General features: G+C 69.0%; 3 protein-coding genes and 1 pseudogene. 1 reads left to right on the top strand and 3 read right to left on the bottom strand.

From position 1 onward, the window contains the following. The 3 genes from ACILQS_RS16145 to ACILQS_RS16135 form a co-directional block, all read right to left on the bottom strand. Window positions 1–774 (bottom strand): GuaB3 family IMP dehydrogenase-related protein (locus tag ACILQS_RS16145; RefSeq protein ID WP_395641145.1); only part of this gene is annotated, 774 nt, incomplete at its 3' end. 215 nt (window positions 775–989) lie between these two features. After that, window positions 990–1943, bottom strand: coding sequence for a UDP-glucose 4-epimerase GalE (galE, locus tag ACILQS_RS16140; protein ID WP_395641144.1), 954 nt, complete (start codon window positions 1941–1943; stop codon window positions 990–992). Next, window positions 1940–2704: a DeoR/GlpR family DNA-binding transcription regulator gene (locus ACILQS_RS16135; RefSeq protein ID WP_395641143.1), complete on the bottom strand. Its 765-nt coding sequence runs from the start codon at window positions 2702–2704 to the stop codon at window positions 1940–1942. The genes galE and ACILQS_RS16135 overlap by 4 nt, the downstream gene beginning before the upstream one ends. Before the next feature lie 56 nt (window positions 2705–2760). On the opposite strand from ACILQS_RS16135, the pseudogene ACILQS_RS16130 reads away from it, so the two are divergent. Then, window positions 2761–2961: pseudogene (locus ACILQS_RS16130) on the top strand (galactose-1-phosphate uridylyltransferase); the annotation flags it as partial.

Raw genomic sequence — 2961 nt, 5'->3', positions numbered from 1 at the left:
GTGCACGTAGCGCCCGCCGGACTCGTCGAGGTAGTCCCGTCGGGCCCCCGCGACATCCGCCACCGCTGTCGCCATCGGTGCGTGGATGCCGAGCGATGCCCGGGTGGTCGATGCGGCACCGCCGCCGAAGCCGACGAGCACGCCCGCGGCGCCGGTGCGCATGAGGTGCAGCGCGGCGGTGTAGGTCGAGGCGCCGCCCACGATCACCGGCACGTCGAGCTCGTAGATGAACTTCTTGAGGTTGAGGGGCTCGCTGCCCTTGGAGACGTGCTCGGCGCTCACGGTCGTGCCGCGGATGACGAACAGGTCGACTCCGGCGTCGACCACTGTCTGGTAGAGCTCCTGCGTGCGCTGCGGGCTCAGTGCGCCCGCGACGGGCACGCCGGCCGCGCGGATCTCGGCGAGACGCTGGCTGACGAGCTCTGGCTTGATCGGCTCTGCATAGAGCTGCTGCATGCGCTTCGTTGCCTCGCCAGCCGACAGGCCGCGGATCTCGGCGAGCACCGGCTCCGGGTCGTCGTAGCGGGTCCAGAGGCCCTCGAGGTCGAGCACGCCCAGGCCGCCGAGCTTGCCGATGGTGATCGCGGTGGTCGGGCTGACGACGGAGTCCATCGGCGCCGCGAGCACGGGAATGTCGAAGGTGAAGGCGTCGATCGTCCAGCTGACCGAGACATCGTGCGGGTCGCGCGTGCGGCGGCTCGGCACGATGGCGATGTCGTCGAATGCGTAGGCCCGACGGGCGCGCTTGGACCGGCCGATTTCGATGTCACTCACGACAGGAAAGTCTACCGGTCGCGCTTTACCCGGGCCTCGTCCCACACGGGGTGAGGAGCCGGGTAGACCCGGCCGTCGGATCCGAAGACCAGAAAGCGGTCGAAGCCGCGCGATTACACCTGGCTTGCCGCGTGCCAACACCGCAAACGGAGGACGGATGCGGCGCGCCGCCGCGCACGCACGGCCCGCACCGCGTGTCGTCCTCCGCAATCGCGCTAGGCCGACCTCGACGCCGCCCACGCCGAGCTGATCATGTCGGTGAGCGAGTGCTGCGGGTTCCACCCGAGGTCGCGGGCGGCCAGCTCACCCGAGGCGACGATGCGCGCCGGATCGCCCGCGCGGGCGGGCTCGACCACAGGCTCGAAGGGAATACCGGTGACGGCAGCCATCTCGTCCATGATCTGGCGCACGCTGAGTCCCGTGCCCGACCCGAGGTTGTAGACGGGCTCGAGGGTGCCCGTCTCGAGTGCTCGGGCGGCGGCGACGTGGGCGGCAGCGACATCCGTCACGTGCACGTAGTCGCGCACGCAAGTGCCGTCGGGCGTCCCATAGTCGTCGCCGAAGATCTTGGGAACGCTGCCGGCGTTGAGCGCGCGAAAGACGAGCGGAAACAGGTTGTACGGGCTGGTGTCGGGCGCCCCGTCGGAGCCGACCACGTTGAAGTAGCGCAGCGCGGTGTGGCGCAGGGTCGTCGTGCGGGCCTGGTCGGCGATGAGCCACTCCCCGATCAGCTTGGTCTCGCCGTAGGGCGACTGCGGGTTCGTCGCGGTGCTCTCGTCGACAAGATCGACGGATGGCGTTCCATAGACCGCTGCGCTCGACGAGAAGACGATCGACGGCACAGCCGCGGCCTCCATCGCGCGCAGCAGGTTCACCGTCGCGGTCACGTTCTGCTCGTAGGTGTGCAGCGGCCGCTGCACCGAGACGCCCGCGTACTTGTAGCCGGCGAGGTGAACGACGCCGTCGATCGCGTGGCGCGCGAAGACGCTCTCGACGAAGGCGGCGTCGACGAGGGTGCCCTCCTCGAGGAGGGCGCCCGGCGGTACGAAGGACCGGTCGCCGCTCGACAGGTCGTCGAGCACGACAACGTCGATGCCGGCGGCGAGAAAGTGCCGCGCAACGTGCGATCCGATGTAACCAGCACCTCCGGTTACGAGCCAGGTAGTCATGCGTTCTCCACTCTCAGGCCGGCGGACCGCAGTGAGGCGATGGCCTCCGCGGTCGCTCCGGCGGTTATCAGCATCTCAAAGTCGGACAGCGGGCCGACCACCCCGAGCTCGGTCACCCCGAGCTTCGACCCGTCGGCGATCAGCACCCTGCGACCCGACTGCCGCATGACCTGGCGCTTGACCTCGGTCTCTGGCAGGTTGACGTTCGTCACCCCGGCGTGCACGTCGACGCCGTTGCAGCCGATGATCGCAAGGTCGAAGCGCAGCGAGTCGATGAGCTGCGAGGCGTAGGGGTTGACGAGCGAGTGCTGCAGCGGCCGCAGCGTGCCGCCCGTGACGATGACGGTGAACCGGGGCAGGGCGGCCTCGAGGGCGAGCGCGATGCTCAGCCCGTTGGTCACCACGACGAGGTCGTGCAGGTCCCGTCGCTCGACGAGGGCGTTGGCCACGGCGAGCGCCGTGCTGCCGACATCGAGAAAGACGCTGTCACCGCTGCGCACCAGCCCGGCCACGTGCTCGCCGATCGCCCGCTTGGCGAGGGACTGCTGCTCGCGGGCGCTCTCGAGCGACGGCTCGCGAATGGCGCCGGGCAGCATCGCTCCGCCGTGCACGCGCACCACGGTGCCGCGCGACTCGAGCTCCGTGAGGTCGGCGCGAATGGTCACCTCACTGACGCCGAGCTCGTCGCTGGCATCGGAGACGCGAACGAAGCCGCGGGCGCTGACGAGCTGCAGCAGCTCGTTTCTGCGCGCCTCGCTCATCCGTGCCTTTCGGTCTTTTACGTAAACGTAAGTCCGCTCTTCGTTATCGTAATTCTATGCCCATCACGCGCCATGACCACCATCTCGCCGACGGTCGCGAGCTGTTCTACTTCGACGACGCCGATACGACGCTCACCGGCCACCACGAGATCGACACCCGCCAGCTGGATGCCCGCCCCGAGACCGCGACGATGCGGCAGGACGTTCTCACCGGCGAGTGGATCTCGGTCGCCGCCAACCGGCAGAACCGCGTCTTT

The organism is Pseudolysinimonas sp. (assembly GCF_044239695.1).
GTDB lineage: Bacteria > Actinomycetota > Actinomycetes > Actinomycetales > Microbacteriaceae > Pseudolysinimonas_A.
The sequence above is the reverse complement of the archived record's forward strand: the minus strand, read 5'-3'. Positions and strand labels throughout refer to the sequence as shown.

Excerpts from the sequence above, each read along its gene's own strand:
- galE (WP_395641144.1), bottom strand. The coding sequence starts at position 1,943 with ATGACTACCTGGCTCGTAACCGGAGGTGCTGGTTACATCGGATCGCAC.
- ACILQS_RS16135 (WP_395641143.1), bottom strand. The coding sequence starts at position 2,704 with ATGAGCGAGGCGCGCAGAAACGAGCTGCTGCAGCTCGTCAGCGCCCGC.